Below are 17,020 nucleotides of genomic sequence, written 5' to 3'. Positions count from 1 at the left end.
GGCGCGCGCCGGGGGTTTCACACCCCCGGACCCCCGTGAGGTATTTCAGCCAGGATGAAGGGGGGAAGCTCGCCATTGCGCGGCGTGATCTGGCCCCGTAACAAGGAGGCGACGGCACGGGAGGCGCGGATGCTCGCGGGAAAACGGGTTCTTCTCATCATCGGTGGCGGCGTGGCCGCGTTCAAGGCGCTCACGCTGATCCGGCTTCTGCGCGCAAGCGGTGCGAGCGTGGTGCCGGTGATCACGCGGGCGGGGCAGGAGTTCGTCACCCCGCTGTCGGCCTCGGCGCTGGCGGCCGAAAAGGTGTATACCGATCTGTTCGATCTCACCGAGGAGGCCGAGATGGGGCATATCGAACTGTCGCGCGATGCCGATCTCGTGGTGGTGGCCCCGGCCACCGCCGATCTTCTCGCCAAGATGGCCAACGGGCTGGCCAATGATCTTGCCTCGACCATCCTGATGGCGACCGACAAGCGCGTGCTCATGGCCCCGGCGATGAACGTGCGGATGTGGGACCACCCGGCGACGCGGCGCAACGTGGCGCGGCTCAAGGACGATGGCGTGATCTTTGCCGGGCCGACCGAAGGCGCGATGGCCTGTGGCGAGTTCGGCCCGGGGCGGATGGTCGAGCCCGACGAGATCGCCGCGGCGGTCGAGGCGGCGCTGGTCGATGGGCCGCTCAAGGGGCGGCACGTGCTGGTCACCTCCGGCCCGACCCACGAACCGATCGACCCGGTGCGCTACATCGCCAACCGCTCGTCGGGGGCGCAGGGCACGGCGATCGCCGCCGCCCTCGCGGGCCTTGGCGCTTCGGTGACCTTCGTCACCGGCCCGGCCGAGGTGCCGCCGCCCGATGGCGTGACGGTGGTGCGGGTCGACACCGCGCGCGAGATGCTCGCGGCGGTCGAGGCGGCGCTGCCCGCCGATGCCGCCGTGTTCGCCGCCGCCGTGGCCGACTGGCGCGTGGCCTCGGCCGCGTCGAGCAAGATGAAGAAGGACGGCACCGGTAACCCGCCGGTTCTGGAGTTCGCCGAGAACCCCGACATTCTCGCCACCGTCGGCGGGATGGAGACGGGCCGGCCCCGGCTGGTGGTGGGCTTCGCCGCCGAGACCGACGACGTGATCGCCAATGCCAGCGCCAAGCTCACGCGCAAGCGGTGCGACTGGATCGTGGCCAATGACGTGCGGCCCGAGACCGGGATCATGGGCGGCAGCGAGAACGCGGTGCACCTGGTGCGGGCCGATGGCGTCGAGGACTGGCCGCGGATGTCGAAGCGTGACGTCGCCCGCAAGCTCGCCGCCCGCATCGCCGAGGCGCTGGCGGGGGAGGCCGGGGCATGAGCGTGGTGCGCTTCGTCTGGGACGAGGGGGCCGACGAGAACCTTTCGCCCCCCTCCTACGAAACCGACGGGGCGGCGGGCGCCGATCTGCGCGCCAACCTGCCTATCGACGAGCGCCACCTCGGCATCCTGCTCGGGCCGATGGAGCGCCGGATCGTGCCCACCGGCCTCCGGGTGGAAATCCCGCCGGGCTTCGAGATCCAGATCCGGCCGCGCTCGGGGCTGGCGCTGAAATACGGCGTGACCGTGCCCAACACCCCCGGCACGATCGACAGCGATTATCGCGGGCCGCTCGGGGTTCTGCTCGTCAACCTCGGGCTGGAACCCTACATCGTGCACCATGGCGACCGGATCGCGCAGGCGGTGATCGCGCCGGTGGTGCAGTTCGGGTTCGAACGGGTCGAGGCGCTGGGCGAAACGGCGCGCGGCCCCGGTGGCTTCGGCTCGACGGGGCGCAAATGACCGGCTTCCTGCTTGCGCTGGCGCTGATCTGGGGGCTGGGGCAGTGGCTCGGCTTTCCGCTGCGGATGCGCGCGGGGCTGACCGCGATTCTGTTCGCCGCGGTGCTGCTCGCGCACGGCCTGCTGCCCGCGGACCACGCGCTGCCGCGGGCCATCGGCGGCTCCTTCGCCGGCTGGGCGACGTTTGCGGGGGTGTTGGCGCTGGTGGCGCTCTACGCGCGCGGGCTCGGCTGGCTCAGGGCGCGCGCGCCCGAGGCGGAGGCGGCGCAGACCGGGCCGTTTTCCGACACCGAGCTTGACCGCTACGCCCGCCACATCGTGCTGCGCGAGATCGGCGGCCCGGGCCAAAAGGCGCTGAAGGAGGCGCGGGTGCTGGTGGTCGGGGCCGGCGGGCTCGGCAGCCCGGCGCTGCTCTACCTTGCCGCCGCCGGGGTGGGCACCATCGGGGTGATCGACGACGATACCGTTTCGAATTCCAACCTCCAGCGCCAGGTGATCCACGGTGATGCCGATATCGGCGCGCCGAAGGTGTTTTCCGCCGAAGCGGCGATGCGGGCGCTGAACCCGCACATCGACGTGCGGCCCTACAACCGGCGGCTCACCGAAGAGATCGCGGCGGACCTGTTCGCCGAGTACGACCTGATCCTCGAAGGCTCGGACAATTTCGCCACCCGCTATCTCGTCAACCGGGTGGCGGCGGGGCTGGGCAAGCCGGTGATCGGCGGCGCGATCAGCCAGTGGGAGGGGCAACTGGCGACGTGGGATCCCGCTGCGGGCGCGCCCTGCTATGCCTGCGTCTTCCCCGAGGCGCCCGCTCCGGGGCTGGCGCCGAGCTGCGCCGAGGCGGGGGTGATCGGCCCCTTGCCCGGGGTGATCGGGGCTATGATGGCGGGCGAGGCGGTGAAGGAGATCGCAGGCGCCGGCGAGGGCCTGCGCGGCCGGCTCCTGATCTGGGACGGGCTTTTTGCCGAGGCGCGCATCATCAAGACGAAAAAACGCGCCGATTGCCCGGTCTGCGGCGGTTGAGCGGGACGAAGCGGTGCGGCTGCGCCGCGCAGGATGGTTTGGTTGGGGGCTCCGCCCGTCGTGCCGGAGGCACGCCTCCGGCGTGACCCCCCGAGGTATTTTCGGACCCAAGAAGCAGGGCGCGGCTTGCCGGTCCGGGCGCGCGCGCCTAGCTTGATGGCAAAGGAGACGCGCATGACCAACCCCCTTCTTGCCGAGTGGACCGGCGATTTCGCCTTGCCACCCTTCGACGCGATCAAGGACGAGGATTTCGCCCCTGCCATCGACCGGGCGCTGGAGGAGGCGCGCGCCGCGGTGACGGCGATCGCCGAGAACCCGGAGCCGGCGAGTTTTGCCAACACCATCGAAGCCCTGGAGCGGGCGGAGGTTGGGCTTTCGCGGGTTCTGGGCCTGTTCTACGCGCTGGCCGGGGCCGACGCCAACCCGGCGCGCGAGGCCCTGCAGCGCGAGCTTTCGCCGAAGCTCGCCGCCTATGCTTCCGAGGTCGCGCTGAACCCGGCGCTGTTTGCCCGGGTCGAGGCGTTGTGGCAGGAGCGTGACGATCTCGATCTGGACGACGAGCAGGCGCGGGTGCTGTTTCTGACCCGGCGCGGGTTCCTGCGCGCGGGCGCCATGCTGGCAGGCGACGACCGGGAGCGGCTCACCGGGATCATGCAGCGGCTCGCCGCGCTAGGTACAGGATTCACGCAAAACCTGCTGGCGGACGAGCGCGAATGGGCGATGAACTTGTCCGAATCCGATCTTGAAGGCTTGCCGGCCTTCGTCGTGGCAAGCGCCCGTGCGGCGGGCCGGGAGCGCGGGGCGGCCGGCCCGGTGATCACCTTGTCGCGCTCGCTGATCACGCCGTTTCTTGCCTTCTCGCCGCGCCGCGACCTGCGCCGCCGCGCCTATCAAGCCTATGTCGCGCGCGGGGCAAACGGCGGGGCGACCGACAACCGCGCCATTGCCGCCGAGACCTTGCGCCTGCGCGAAGAGCGTGCCCGGCTGCTGGGCTACGAGAGTTTTGCCGCCTACAAGCTCGAGCCGGAGATGGCGAAAACGCCCCAGGCGGTGCGCGATCTCCTGATGCGGGTGTGGCAGCCAGCGCGCGCCGCCGCCGAGGCGGATGCTGCCCGCCTCGAGGCGATGCTGCATGCCGACGGCCATGAGGGGCCGCTGGAGCCCTGGGACTGGCACTATTATTCCGAGAAGCGGCGGCAGGCCGAGCACGATCTCGACGAGGCCGCGCTCAAGCCCTACCTCCAGCTCGACCGGATGATCGAGGCGGCCTTCGACGTGGCCGGGCGGCTGTTCGGCCTTGAATTCCGCCCGCTCGATACGGCGCTCTATCATCCCGACGTGCGCGCCTGGGAGGTGACGCGTGCGGGACGGCACATGGCGGTGTTCGTCGGTGACTACTTCGCGCGGGCCTCGAAACGGTCGGGCGCGTGGTGCACGACGATGCGCCGGCAAGCCAAACTCGGTGGCGAGCAGCGGCCGATCGTGTTGAACGTGTGCAATTTCTCGAGGCCCGGGGAGGGCGATCCCGCGCTTCTGGGGTGGGACGACGCGCGCACGCTGTTTCACGAGTTCGGCCACGCGCTGCACAACATCCTTTCGGACGTGACCTACGAGAGCATCGCCGGCACCTCGGTGGCGCGCGATTTCGTCGAACTGCCGTCGCAGCTTTTCGAACACTGGCTGGAAGTGCCGGAGGTTCTGGCGCGCTTCGCCACCCATGCCGAGACGGGCGAGCCGATGCCCGAGGACATGCGCACGCGCCTGCTTGGCGCGGCGACCCATGACATGGGGTTCCAGACCGTCGAATACCTCGCCTCCGCGCTGGTCGATCTCGCCTTCCATGATGGCCCGGCCCCCGCCGACCCGATGCAGAAACAGGCGCAGGTTCTCGAAGAGATCGGCTTGCCGCATGCGATCCGGATGCGCCATGCCACCCCGCATTTCGCCCATGTCTTCGCCGGCGACGGCTATTCCTCGGGCTATTACTCCTACATGTGGTCGGAGGTGATGGACGCCGACGCCTTCGCCGCGTTCGAGGAGGCGGGCGATCCGTTCGATCCCGCCACCGCAGAGCGGCTGGAGCGCGCGATCCTGTCGGCGGGTAACGGGCAGGACCCGGGCGAGGCCTATGTCGGGTTTCGCGGCAGCCTGCCGGGCGTCGAGGCGCTGCTGAAGGGGCGGGGGCTGCTGGACGACGCCGCCTGAGGTTTCGCCGGATGGTATGCAAAAAAATGCATTATCCGGCAATTCTGGTTGCGTCACTCTGGCAGGTATGCACTATAAAGCATAATCGACTCGTGATGCGAACAGGGAGGACAGCATGTCGTCGGAAGAGTTTTCCATGCTCCTGTCGGGGATCGCCGCCCAGCTCGAGGGTGTGCCGCTGGACGAGCGGATGGCGGCGTTTCTCAACGCTGAATACCCGGCGGACGGCCCCGATTTTCAGCGCCTTGGCGCGCTCTGCGCCGAGGGCGAGCGCGACGGCTGGCTGATGAGCCGCGAGGCGGGCGGCGTGAAGTTCGGCCGCGCGATCAAGCCCGGCGGTGCGACCGGGCAGTTCTCGGTCGACGTGGTGCGGATGAAGGATGTGAAGGGCCCCCACCATGTGCACCCGACCGGCGAGATCGGCGCGGTCATCCCGATCGAGGGGGCGCCGAAGTTCGACGATTTCGCAGCCGGATGGTATGTTTACCCGCCGGGCAGCGATCATCACCCCACCGTTTCCGGCGGCGACGCCTACGTGATCTACCTGCTGCCCGAGGGGGCGATCGAATTCACCGGCAAGTAGCCGGGCCAACAGCGGCACCGGGTGCGACAGCCCGGGTCGTTCAGGGAGGACAATATGGAGAACGAAAACGCCGCGATCTGGTTCGTGGATCGTCACCTTTCGGAGGGCCGGGGAGAGAAGGTGGCTTTTCGCGAGGCCGATGGCGAACAGCGCAGCCTGACCTACAACCAGCTCGCCGAGGAAACCGCCCGGTTCGGCGGCGCGCTGCTGCGCCATGGCGTGCGCCGCGAAGAGCGGGTGGCGATGATCGTGCGCGACCAGATCGAGTTTCCGGTGGTGTTCTGGGGCGCGCTCAAGGCCGGGGCCATCCCGGTGCCGCTCAACACGCTTCTGGCCAGCGACATCTACGAGACGATCCTGAACGACAGCCGCGCCTCGATCCTCGTGGTCTCGGAGCAGCTCTGGGACGTGGTGAAACCGGCGATCGACGGCAACCGCTTCCTGCGCGCCGTGCTGGTGATCGGCGAGGCGCCCGAGGGCACCGAGAGCTACGCCGATTTCGTGCACGAGGCGCCAGCGATCGAGCCGGTCGAAGCCGATGGCGACGAACTGGCGTTCTGGCTCTATTCCTCGGGCTCCACCGGCACGCCGAAGGGGGTGCGCCACGTTCATGCCTCGCTCAAGGCCACCGTCGATACCTTCGGCGCGCAAGTGCTTGGCATCCGTGAGAATGACGTGGTGTTTTCCGTCGCCAAGATGTTCTTCGCCTACGGGCTCGGCAACGCGATGAGCTTTCCGATGAGCGTGGGCGCGACCACGGTGATCTACGGCGGGCGGCCCACGCCCGACGCGGTGTTCGACATCATGGCGCGCGAGCGGCCGACCGTGTTCTGCGGCGTGCCCACGCTCTACGCCGCGCTGGTGGCGGAGCAGGAAAAGAAGGGCGGCAAGCCAACCCACGCGATCCGCATCTGCACCTCCGCCGGCGAGGCCCTGCCGCGCGAGATCGGCGAGCGCTGGGAAAAGCTCTGGGGCGCCGAGATCATCGACGGCGTCGGCTCCACCGAGATGCTGCATATCTTCCTCTCCAACCGCCCCGGCGAGATCGTCTACGGCACCTCCGGCAAACCGGTGCCGGGCTACGAGGTGCGGCTGGTCGATGAGCACGACGAGGACGTGCCCGAGGGCGAGGTGGGCGAACTGCTGGTGCGCGGTCCGTCGAGCGCCGAGGGCTACTGGAACCGCCGCCACAAGTCGATGTCGACCTTCGAGGGGCACTGGACGCGCACCGGCGACAAGTATGAGCGCGACGCGGAGGGGCGCTATGTCTACTGCGGGCGCACCGACGACATGTTCAAGGTCTCCGGTATCTGGGTAAGCCCCTTCGAGGTGGAGCAGGCGCTGGTCGAGCACCCCGCCGTGCTGGAAGCCGCCGTGGTGGCCCGGGCGGACGAGAAGGACCTGATTAAGCCTGCCGCCTATATCGTGCTCAAGGACGGCGCCGAGGCACCTTCGATGGACGAACTCAAGGAGATCGTGAAGGAAAAGATCGGCATGTGGAAATATCCCCGCTGGATCGAGGTGGTGGACGAGCTGCCGAAGACCGCGACCGGCAAGATCCAGCGCTTCAAGCTGAGGGCCTGAGACATGGCGGATTGGGTTGAGAGCGGGTTTCTCGAAGCCGGGGGAAAGCGGCTGGAATACGCTTGCCATGGCCCGGCGCCCGACGCGGCGCCGACGATCGTGATGCTGCACGAGGGCCTGGGCTGCACCGCGCTGTGGCGCGACGTGCCGGCCCGGCTCGCGGCGGCCACGGGCTTTGGCGTGATGGTCTTTTCGCGGGCGGGCTACGGACAGTCCGACCTTGCCGATCTGCCGCGTCCGCTGGATTACATGACGCGCGAGGCGGAGGAGGTGCTGCCGCAGGTGCTCGACGCCATCGGCTTCCGGCGCGGCGTGCTGATGGGCCATTCCGACGGCGCGACCATCGCCGCCGAATACGCAGGGCGGGTGCAGGATCACCGGGTGCGCGCGCTGATCCTGATCGCGCCGCATTTCTTCACCGAGGAGATGGGGCTGGCCGAGATCGCCCATGCCCGCAAGGCCTACGTGACGAGCGAGTTGCGCGGCAAGATGGCCAAGTATCACCGCGACCCCGACAATACCTTCTACGGCTGGAACGACGCCTGGCTGGCGGAGGGCTTCAGGAAATGGAACGTCGGCGAGGTGATCGACTACTGGCGCATCCCCTGCCTCGCGATCCAGGGCAGCGCCGATCAATACGGCACGCTGGCCCAGATCCGCGAGATCGAAACCCGCAGCTATGCGCCGGTTGAAACCGCGATCATCGAGGGCGCGCACCACGCGCCGCAGCTCGAGAAGCCGGAGGACACCCTCGCCGCGATAACAGAATTCTGTGCCCGGCTCGAAGCCAACGAGGCGGCGGAGCCGGTGACGTGATACCGCACCTGCCCGGCCTCACCCCGCGCCCCGAGGCGGAGATCTGCCCCGGGCTGGAGGAGGGGCTTGCGCTCTATCGCGCCGGGTTTTTCTGGGAAGCGCACGAGGCGTGGGAGCCGCTCTGGCTCGACGCCGCCCCCAATTCGCGCGAGCGGGCGTTGCTGCAGGGGCTGATCCAGCTTGCAAACGGCTGGCTCAAGCTGCGCATGGGCCGCGCGCCCGCCGCCCGCCGCATCGCCGCACTGGCCGGCGAGCACCTTGGCCGCGCAGGCCAGGGCGAGGTGCTCGGGATCGACACCGGCTGGGGCCGGGCGGAACTCGCGCGGCTGGAATCCCTGGTGATTCCTCCGGTCGGCCGTGATGATGTAGGTAGTGCACTATAGTGCACCAATTTTCAGAAGGTGGATTTCGGTAATTCCGTCAAACCACTGTAAAATAACGAAGATAAAGATAGCACTATAGTGCACACCCCTGTTGATCTGGACGGGATGCCGCACTATACTGCACCTCAACGCAGACAGGGAGAGACGCGTGGACAAGCTGATCGACTTTCAGACCGACCCGTCGAAATACCGCCACTGGCGGGTGGAGTATGACGGCCCCATCGCCACGGTCTACATGGACGTGGACGAGAACGCCGGGCTTTTCGAGGGCTACCAGCTCAAGCTCAATTCCTACGACCTCGGCGTCGATATCGAACTGGCCGATGTCACCCAGCGGATGCGCTTCGAGCATCCGGAGGTGAAGGTGGTGGTGATGAAATCCGGCAAGGACAAGGTGTTCTGCGCCGGCGCCAACATCCGCATGCTCGGCGGCGCGAGCCATGCCCACAAGGTGAACTTCTGCAAGTTCACCAACGAAACCCGCAACACCTTCGAGGCGGCCGAGGCGGATTCCGACCAGAAGTGGATCGCGGCCGTCAAGGGCGCCTGCGCCGGTGGTGGCTACGAGCTGGCGCTGGCCTGCAACCACATCATGCTCACCGATGACAGCACCTCCTCGGTGGCGCTGCCGGAGGTGCCGCTGCTGGCGGTTCTGCCCGGCACCGGCGGCCTCACCCGCGTGACCGACAAGCGCAAGGTGCGCCGCGACCGGGCCGATGTGTTCTGCTCGATCGAGGAGGGCGTCCGCGGCAAGCGCGCGCAGGAATGGCGGCTGGTCGACGAGGTGATCCCGAACTCGAAGTTCGACGACGTGGTGGCCGAGCGCGCCCGCGAATTCGCCGCCGCCTCCGCCAAGCCCGACGTGGAGAAGGGCATCAGCCTCACCCCGCTCGCCCGCAAGATCGACGATGGCGGCGTGCATTACGAGCTGGTCGAGGTCGAGATCGACCGCGCCGCGCGCAAGGCCACGATCACCCTGTCCGGCCCCGGCGCGGATGCGCCCGGCAGCATGGACGAGGTGGTCGCCCAGGGCGCCGACTTCTACCTGCTCAAGCTCGCCCGCGAGCTGGACGACGCGATCCTCCACCTGCGCCTCAACGAGATGGAGGTGGGCCTGCTCGCCTTCCGCTCGCAAGGCGATCCGGCGCTGGTGCAGGCCCACGAAGACCTGCTGCTCGCCAACAAGGACCACTGGCTCGCACGCGAGACCCTCGGCTACTGGAAGCGCGTGCTGAAGCGGATCGACATGACCTCGCGCAGCCTCGTGGCGCTGGTCGAGCACGGCTCCTGCTTCACCGGGGTGCTGGCCGAGATCCTCTTCGCCGTCGACCGCTCCTACATGATGGAAGACGAGTTCGAGGGCGACAACCGGCCGGTGGCCACGATTACGCTGTCGGCCTCGAACTTCGGGCAATACCCGATGTCGAACGATCTCTCGCGGCTCGATACCCGCTTCCTCGGCGAACCCGAAGCGGTAGAGGCGGCCAAGGCGAAGATCGGCGAGCCGATCGAGGCCGGGGAGGCCGACGCGCTGGGCCTCGTCACCTACATCCTCGACGACATCGACTGGGAAGACGAAATCCGCATCTTCATGGAAGAGCGTGCCTCGTTCAGCCCCGACGCGATGACGGGCATGGAAGCCAACCTGCGCTTCCCGGGGCCCGAAACCATGGAAACCCGCATCTTCGGCCGGCTCACCGCCTGGCAGAACTGGATTTTCAACCGCCCCAATGCCACCGGCCCCGACGGCGCGCTGCAGCGTTACGGCACCGGTATTCGCGGCAACTACAACATGGAACGCGTCTGAGGCGCAGCTGCGCGCGCATTTCGCGCGGTCAAACAAAACTGGGAGGACCCCATGCAAGACATGATGAACGTTTCCTACGACACCCTGATCCCCAACAACGTCGGGCTGTCGTCCGACAAGCAGGTGCTCAAGGCGCTTGAGAAGTGGCACCCGGGCTACATCAACTGGTGGAATGACCTGATCCCCCAGAACTTCCAGGAAAGCCTCGTCTACCTGCGCACCGCCGTCTCCGTCGACCCCAAGGGCTGGGCCAAGTTCGATTACGTCAAGATGCCGGAGTATCGCTGGGGTATCCTGCTCGCGCCGCAGGTCGAGGGCCGCACCATTCCCTGCGGCGAACACGCCGGCGAGCCGGCGTGGCAGGAAGTCCCGGGCGAATACCGCAACCTGATGAAGCGCCTGATCGTGATCCAGGGCGATACCGAGCCGGCCTCGGTCGAGCAGCAGCGCTTCCTCGCGATCACCGCGCCCTCGCTCTACGACATGCGCAACCTGTTCCAGGTCAACGTCGAGGAAGGCCGCCACCTCTGGGCGATGGTCTACCTCTTGCAGAAGTACTTCGGTCGTGACGGCCGCGAGGAGGCCGACGACCTGCTGCGCCGCTCCTCCGGTTCGGAAGAAGCGCCCCGCATGCTCGGCGCCTTCAACGAGGAAACGCCCGACTGGCTGTCGTTCTTCATGTTCACCTACTTCACCGACCGCGACGGCAAGATGCAGCTTGAAAGCCTCGCCCAGTCGGGCTTCGACCCGCTGTCGCGCACCTGCCGCTTCATGCTGACGGAAGAAGCCCACCACATGTTCGTGGGCGAAACCGGGGTGGGCCGCACCATCGAGCGCACCTGCCAGGTGATGAAGGAAAACGGCATCGACGACCCCTATGACACCGACCGCATCCGCGCGCTCGGCGTCATCGACCTGCCGCTGATCCAGAAGAAGCTCAACCTGCACTACACCCTGAGCCTCGATCTGTTCGGTCAGGAGGTGTCGACCAACGCTGCCAACGCCTTCAACGCCGGGATCAAGGGCCGCTACCACGAGCACCGGATCGACGACGACCACAAGCTCACCAACGACACCTACACGGTGTGGGATTTCGAGGACGGCCAGCTGGTGCGCAAGGAAGTCCCCGCGCTCACCGCGATCAACATGCGCCTGCGCGACGACTACACCCGCGATGCCGCCGGTGGCGTCGGCCGCTGGAACAAGATCATCGAGAAGGCCGGGATCGATTTCGAAATGAAGCTGCCGCACGAGGCGTTCAACCGCAAGATCGGCGTCTTCGCCGACAAGCTGTTCGATCCCGAGGGCAAGCTGGTTTCGGGCGCCGAATACGATGCGGGCCAGAGCCAGTGGCTGCCGACCCATGCCGACGGCGACTACATCCAGTCGCTGATGGTGCAGGTGACCGAGCCGGGACAATTTGCCGGCTGGATCGCGCCGCCGAAAGTTGGCATCGACAACAAGCCGGGCGACTTCGAATACGTCAAGCTCGCCATGGCGTAAGACCGGCCTGTCCCCTTCTTGGGTCGAAAAATACCTCGGGGGGGACCGGGGGGGCAGCGCCCCCCCCGGCGGGTCGGGCCAGCGGCCCGAAACATGGAAACGGAGAGCGCCATGACCATCGAACGCAACATCGCCCACGCCCCGCGCACCCGTGCGCTCGCCGGCAACATCGCCGGCCTGCGCGGCGGCTGCGTCGGCTGCAAGGAATGCACCGGGCTGTGCGAGGCGCTGATCGAGGCGCTCACTCTGCCTGACACGATCCTCAAGGGAAAAAGCGCGTGAACAAGCCGCTCAAACAGCACCTGATCGACCCCGAGATCTGCATCCGCTGCTACACCTGCGAGATGACCTGCCCGGTCGAGGCGATCACCCATGACGACAACAACGTCGTGGTCGACGTGGACAAGTGCAATTTCTGCATGGATTGCATCCCCGTCTGCCCCACCGGCTCGATCGACGAGTGGCGGGTGGTGGTCGAGCCCTATTCGCTCGAAGATCAATATTCCTGGTCGGAGCTTCCCGAGCAGGAAGAGATCGTCGGCGGCGACGAGGCCGATACCGGGATGGAAGCGCTCGACGAGGCGATGGCGGCGCTGCTGGCCGAAGCCCATGCCGGCGCCGGCGGCAAGGTCAGGGCCCCGGCGACGGCCTCCAAGCCCACGGTCAACCTCTACACCATCGGCAAGCCCGCCACCGCGAAGGTCACCGGAAATTTCCGCCTCACCGCCGAGGGGTCCGACAACGACGTGCGCCACATCATCCTCGATTTCGGCGGCCAGCCGATGCCGGTGCTCGAAGGCCAGTCGATCGGGATCATCCCGCCCGGCACCGACGCCGACGGCAAGCCGCACCTGCCGCGGCTCTACTCGGTGTCGTCCCCCCGCGACGGCGAACGGCAGAATTACAACAACCTCTCGCTCACGGTGAAACGCGAGGAGGGCGGGCTGTGCTCTACTTACGTCTGCGATCTCAAGCCCGGCGACGAGGTGCAGGTGACCGGCCCGTTCGGCGCCACCTTCCTCTTGCCGTCCGACCCGGACGCGGAACTTCTGATGATCTGCACCGGCACCGGCTCGGCCCCGTTCCGCGGCTTCACCATGCGCCGCCAGCGCGAGACCCCGGCCAGCAATGGCAAGCTGAACCTCGTGTTCGGCGCCCGCCGGCCCGAGGAACTGCCCTATTTCGGCCCGCTCAAGAAGGTGCCCGAGGCCTTCATGCACAAGGTCTTCGCCTTCTCGCGGCTGGAGGGCGAACCCAAGCACTACGTGCAGGACAAGCTGCGCGAGGAAGCCGGGCGCGTTTCGGCGATGCTCACCAACCCCAATGCCCATATCTATATCTGCGGCCTGAAGGAGATGGAGACCGGCGTCGAGGCGGCGCTGGACGATATCGCCCGCGGCGTCGGGCTGGAGTGGAAAACGGTGCGCGACGCGATGCGCGAAGACGGCCGCTACCACGTCGAAACCTATTGACCCGGGCGGGGGAACCGTCTTCGAAGAGGGTTCCGGGGGCGCCTGCACGCGCCTTGCCCCGCGCCGAAGGAGAGCCAATGCCCTACGCCCACGAAATCCGCGTGTCCTGGGGCGATTGCGACCCGGCCCGCATTGCCTATACCGCCAATATCCCGGCCTGGGCGCTGGACGCGATCAACGGCTGGTGGGAGGCCAATCTCGACGGCGACGGCTGGTTCCAGATGGAGCTCGATCGCGGCTTCGGCACCCCCTTCGTCCACATGGAGATGGATTTCCGCGCGCCGATCACGCCGCGCCACCGGCTGATCTGCGAGGTCCGCCCGGTGCGGCTTGGCGAAAGCTCGATCAGCTTCCGGGTCGATGGGTTTCAGGGCGGCAAGCTCTGTTTCGAGGGCCTGTTTGTCTGCGTTTTCATCGTTGCCGGCAGCTTCGAGAAACGCCCCGCGCCTGACGAGGTGCGCGCCATCGTCGAGCCGATGCTCGCCTCGGTTGATTAATGCATTATTTTGCGTAATCGTGCGGGTTTTTCATTGAGCGATGCCGGGCGACGCCCTAGGATTGCTGCATTATTGAGCATGTGACGGGTCATGGCGGAGATCACCAATTTTCGCGGCGAGGTGCAGGAGGCCGCGTCGGACGCCGACCGCGAGGTCGAGATCCTGATCGCCCGTGTCGGCGAACGGGTGCGCCGCGCGCGTGATCGCAAGGGCATTCCGCGCCGGGTGCTTTCGGAAAAGTCCGGTGTGTCGCCGCGCTACCTTGCCCAGCTCGAAGCCGGCGAGGGCAATATCTCGATCGGCCTGCTGCAGCGGGTCGCCCATGCGCTCGATCACAAGATCGAATGGCTGGTGGGCGAGGATGATCCGTGGTCGTCCGAGGCGCTGCGGGTGGCCGACCTGTTCCGCACCGCCAACGCCCGGACCCAGGCGCGCGTGCTCGCCACGCTGAGCCCCGAGCCGGTGGCGGCGGCGCGGGCGCACCGGATCTGCCTCGTCGGCCTGCGCGGCGCGGGCAAGTCAACGCTCGGGCGGCGCGCCGGCGACGTGCTTGGCATCCCCTTCCTCGAACTCAACCGCGAGATCGAGGAGCAATCGGGTATGCCGGTGGAGGAATTGATGGCGCTCTACGGCCAGGAGGGCTACCGCCGGCTCGAGGCCCAGGCCATCGACCGGGTGATCGCCACCCACGACACGATGATCCTCGCGGTTGCCGGCGGCATCGTGGCCGAGCCGGAAACCTACAACGTGCTGTTGTCGAAGTTCCACACCATCTGGGTCAAGGCCACGCCGGCCGAGCACATGGCCCGCGTCCGCGAGCAGGGCGATACCCGGCCGATGGCGGGCAACCCCGAGGCGATGGAGCAGCTCAGATCCATCCTCACCGCGCGCGAGGCGCTCTACGAACGCGCGCTGGCGAAACTTGACACCTCGGGCCGCACCGAGGACGAAAGCCTCGATGAAATGCTCGCGCTGATCCGTTCCCACGATTTTCTCGGCTAAAACCCCGGAGAGACCCATGCCCGTTACCACCCGCCGCGATGGCGCCACCGCCCATGTCATCCTCGATTTCCCGCCGGTGAACGCCATCGGGCAGGAAACCCGCGCGGGCCTCATGGCCGCGCTCGACTGGATCGAGGCCGAGGCAGGGCTGGAGCGGGTGATCCTGTCGGGCGCCGGTCGGGCCTTCGCCGCAGGCGCCGATGCGAGCGAGTTCGATGGCCCGGCGATCGAGCCGCACCTGCCCGATGTGGTGGCCCGGATCGAGGCCTGCGAGGTGCCGTGGATCGCGGCCATTCGCGGCCCGGCGCTCGGCGGCGGCTGCGAGCTGGCGCTGGCCTGCCGCTACCGCATCGCCACGCCCGATGCTCAGATCGGCCTGCCGGAGGTCACCCTCGGCGTGGTGCCCGGCGCGGGGGGCACGCAGCGGCTCCCCCGCCTCGTCGGGCTCAAACCCGCGCTCGACATGATCGCCACCGGCAAGCCGGTGACCGGCAGCCGGGCGCTGGAGCTGCGGCTGGTCGACGAGCTTTCGGATGACCCGGCCTTCGCCGCCGAAGAGGTGAACCACGAACTTCTCTCCACCGCCGTGGCGGTGGGCGATCTGCCGGGGCCGGAGGCCGACGCCGAGGCGCTGGCGGCGGCCCGGGCGACGGCGGGGGCGCGGATGCGCGGACAGATCGCCCCCCAGCGCGCCATCGACCTCGTGGAGATGAGCATCACCACCCCGCTCGACGAGGCGCAGCCGGTGGAGCGCGAGACCTTCCTCAAACTGCGGGCCGGTGCGCAGGCGAAGGCGCTGCGCCACATCTTCTTCGCCGAGCGCGGCGCCAAGACGCCGGACTGGCTGAAAGATACCCACCCGGCCGAAATCACCCGCGCGGTGGTGGTCGGCGGCGGCACGATGGGGGCGGGAATCGCCTATGCGCTCCTGAACGCAGGCATCTTCGTAGACATCATCGAGACCGATGCCGAGGGTGTCGCCCGCGCCAAGGCGAACGTGGAAAACATCGTTGCGGCCAGCCTGAAACGCGGGCTGATCGACGAGACGACGGCGCAGGCGCGGCGCGCCGCCTTCAACGCCACGGCCGATTACGCCATCGCGCAGGAGGCGGATCTCGCGATCGAGGCCGCCTTCGAGAGCATGGAGGTCAAGCAATCGGTGTTCGGCCAGCTTCAGGCGGCGATGCGGCCCGACACGCTTATGGCCACCAACACCTCCTACCTCGACGTCAACGAGATCGCCGCCGTGCTCGACGATCCGACCCGGCTGGTGGGCCTGCATTTCTTCGCCCCCGCCCATATCATGAAGCTGCTTGAGATCGTGCGCGGAGATGCCACCTCCGACGCCGCCCTCGCCACCGGCTTCGCGCTGGCCAAACGGCTGCGCAAGTTGCCGGTGCTCGCGGGCGTCTGCGACGGGTTCATCGGCAACCGCATTCTCGCGCGCTACCGCGAGGCCGCCGACACGGTGATGATGGACGGCTCGAACCCCTGGGAGATCGACGAGGCGATGGTCGAGTTCGGCTACCCGATGGGGCCTTACGAGGCGCAGGATCTCTCCGGCCTCGACATTGCCTTCGCCAACCGCCGCCGACAGGACGCCACGCGCGATCCCAACCGCCGCTACATCCCGATCGCCGACCGGATGGTGAACGAGGGGCGGCTCGGCAAGAAGGTGGGCGTGGGCTGGTATCGCTACCCCGGCGGCGGCGGCAAGGTGGTCGACCCGCTGGTGGAAGATCTCGCCCGCGAGGAGGCATACTTCGGCAAGGTCGAACGGCGCGCCTACAGCCCGGACGAGATCCGAGAGCGTCTCGTTCTGGCGATGATCAACGAGGCGGCGGCGATTCTCGACGAGGGTATCGCGCAGTCGGCGGCGGATATCGACGTGGTGACGGTGGCGGGCTACGGTTTTCCGCGCTGGCGCGGCGGGCTGATGCACCACGCCGATACGCTCGGGGCAGGGGCCATTCTCGCCCGGCTCGAAGCCTTCGCGCAGGAAGACCCGGTGGCGTGGCAGCCCGCCGCCCTCATTCGCCGTCTTGCAGCCGAGGACGGGCGGTTCGCCACCGGCTGACCCTGTTCGGGTGGCCGGGCGGCAGGGTGCCGCCGGCACGTCGAGCCCGCGCGCGCCGGGGCAAGACCACGCCGCTCCGCGCGCCTGAATAGTCATTTTCAATGGCCCGCGCGGCGTTTCCAATGCCTCTCGGCGGCGCGGGGATGGTGAGGTTCCTCCAACCGTGCCGCCCGGTGCGGCACGACCCTCAGGCAACAGGGATGACCGGGGTAGAATGACGACGCGCACCGCCTCCGATGGCCAGGAAAACGCCGCCGCACGCGC

Annotated in this window: 15 protein-coding genes; all 15 read left to right on the top strand. The window is 67.8% G+C overall.

Annotation, left to right across the window (positions count from 1 at the left end; all coding sequences use genetic code 11):
* The first annotated feature begins 129 nt into the window (after positions 1–129).
* The 15 genes from coaBC (at position 130) to IEW01_RS15515 (ending at position 16,756) form a co-directional block, all read left to right on the top strand.
* Positions 130–1,341, top strand: a complete 1,212-nt coding sequence (gene coaBC / locus IEW01_RS15585) for a bifunctional phosphopantothenoylcysteine decarboxylase/phosphopantothenate--cysteine ligase CoaBC (RefSeq protein WP_188529555.1) — start codon at positions 130–132, stop codon at positions 1,339–1,341.
* Complete coding sequence (gene dut, locus IEW01_RS15580) at positions 1,338–1,802, top strand: dUTP diphosphatase (protein WP_188529419.1); 465 nt, start codon at positions 1,338–1,340, stop codon at positions 1,800–1,802. The genes coaBC and dut overlap by 4 nt, the downstream gene beginning before the upstream one ends.
* A complete protein-coding gene (locus IEW01_RS15575) occupies positions 1,799–2,827 on the top strand; it encodes a HesA/MoeB/ThiF family protein (protein WP_188529417.1) in 1,029 nt (342 codons plus the stop codon). The genes dut and IEW01_RS15575 overlap by 4 nt, the downstream gene beginning before the upstream one ends.
* Positions 2,828–3,001: 174 nt before the next feature.
* Positions 3,002–5,032: a M3 family metallopeptidase gene (locus IEW01_RS15570; RefSeq protein WP_188529415.1), complete on the top strand. Its 2,031-nt coding sequence runs from the start codon at positions 3,002–3,004 to the stop codon at positions 5,030–5,032.
* Between the two features lie 115 nt (positions 5,033–5,147).
* Positions 5,148–5,615, top strand: coding sequence for a 4-hydroxylaminobenzoate lyase (locus IEW01_RS15565; RefSeq protein WP_188529412.1), 468 nt, complete (start codon positions 5,148–5,150; stop codon positions 5,613–5,615).
* A gap of 54 nt (positions 5,616–5,669) precedes the next feature.
* Complete coding sequence (locus IEW01_RS15560; protein WP_188529410.1) at positions 5,670–7,199, top strand: benzoate-CoA ligase family protein; 1,530 nt, start codon at positions 5,670–5,672, stop codon at positions 7,197–7,199.
* A gap of 3 nt (positions 7,200–7,202) precedes the next feature.
* The gene (locus tag IEW01_RS15555; protein WP_188529408.1) at positions 7,203–8,015 is read left to right on the top strand and encodes an alpha/beta fold hydrolase; all 813 of its coding nucleotides are present in this window, start codon (positions 7,203–7,205) and stop codon (positions 8,013–8,015) included.
* Positions 8,012–8,398 (top strand): DUF309 domain-containing protein, encoded by a 387-nt coding sequence (locus IEW01_RS15550; RefSeq protein ID WP_188529406.1) that lies wholly within the window; start codon positions 8,012–8,014, stop codon positions 8,396–8,398. The genes IEW01_RS15555 and IEW01_RS15550 overlap by 4 nt, the downstream gene beginning before the upstream one ends.
* Positions 8,399–8,546: 148 nt before the next feature.
* Complete coding sequence (gene boxC, locus IEW01_RS15545) at positions 8,547–10,205, top strand: 2,3-epoxybenzoyl-CoA dihydrolase (RefSeq protein WP_188529404.1); 1,659 nt, start codon at positions 8,547–8,549, stop codon at positions 10,203–10,205.
* A gap of 51 nt (positions 10,206–10,256) precedes the next feature.
* A complete protein-coding gene (gene boxB, locus IEW01_RS15540; protein WP_188529402.1) occupies positions 10,257–11,708 on the top strand; it encodes a benzoyl-CoA 2,3-epoxidase subunit BoxB in 1,452 nt (483 codons plus the stop codon).
* Between the two features lie 111 nt (positions 11,709–11,819).
* Entirely contained in the window at positions 11,820–11,990 is a 171-nt protein-coding gene (locus IEW01_RS15535) for a hypothetical protein (protein ID WP_188529400.1), read from the top strand.
* Positions 11,987–13,180 (top strand): benzoyl-CoA 2,3-epoxidase subunit BoxA, encoded by a 1,194-nt coding sequence (gene boxA / locus IEW01_RS15530; RefSeq protein ID WP_188529398.1) that lies wholly within the window; start codon positions 11,987–11,989, stop codon positions 13,178–13,180. The genes IEW01_RS15535 and boxA overlap by 4 nt, the downstream gene beginning before the upstream one ends.
* 77 nt (positions 13,181–13,257) lie before the next feature.
* Positions 13,258–13,677, top strand: a complete 420-nt coding sequence (locus tag IEW01_RS15525; RefSeq protein ID WP_188529396.1) for an acyl-CoA thioesterase — start codon at positions 13,258–13,260, stop codon at positions 13,675–13,677.
* A gap of 90 nt (positions 13,678–13,767) precedes the next feature.
* Positions 13,768–14,679 carry a helix-turn-helix transcriptional regulator gene (locus tag IEW01_RS15520; protein ID WP_188529394.1) on the top strand — a complete coding sequence of 304 codons (912 nt, stop codon included), beginning with the start codon at positions 13,768–13,770 and terminating at the stop codon, positions 14,677–14,679.
* Between the two features lie 16 nt (positions 14,680–14,695).
* On the top strand, positions 14,696–16,756 hold the full coding sequence (locus IEW01_RS15515) for a 3-hydroxyacyl-CoA dehydrogenase NAD-binding domain-containing protein (RefSeq protein ID WP_188529392.1): 2,061 nt from the start codon (positions 14,696–14,698) through the stop codon (positions 16,754–16,756).
* Positions 16,757–17,020: the final 264 nt, after the last annotated feature.

The organism is Sinisalibacter lacisalsi (genome assembly GCF_014640115.1).
In the GTDB taxonomy this organism is placed as follows: Bacteria; Pseudomonadota; Alphaproteobacteria; order Rhodobacterales; family Rhodobacteraceae; genus Sinisalibacter; species Sinisalibacter lacisalsi.
The sequence above is the reverse complement of the archived record's forward strand: the minus strand, read 5'-3'. Positions and strand labels throughout refer to the sequence as shown.